Here is a 259-nt window from a genome sequence, read left to right on the forward strand (position 1 = left end):
GTGTCGTTGGCGAGAGCCTCCGGCACCTTGCCTTCGACGATGCGCTTAGCGAGGCCTTCGGCGATGGCCGTCTTGCCCACGCCGGGGTCACCCACATAAAGCGGGTTGTTCTTGGAGCGACGGCAGAGGATCTGGATGGTGCGGTTGACCTCCTCGTGGCGGCCGATCAGCGGGTCGATCTTGCCGTTCCTCGCCTTGTCATTGAGGTTGACGCAATAGGCCTTCAGCGCATCCTGCTGCTTCTTGGCGGAAGATCCCT

The 259-nt window shown here is 62.2% G+C and carries 1 pseudogene; it reads right to left on the reverse strand.

The features are described from left to right. Positions 1 to 259 (reverse strand): annotated as a pseudogene (clpA, locus tag SB764_RS41950) (ATP-dependent Clp protease ATP-binding subunit ClpA); the annotation flags it as partial.

Origin of the sequence: Paraburkholderia sp. SIMBA_027 (genome assembly GCF_046535315.1) — a bacterium.
GTDB classification, from domain to species: Bacteria; Pseudomonadota; Gammaproteobacteria; order Burkholderiales; family Burkholderiaceae; genus Paraburkholderia; species Paraburkholderia tropica.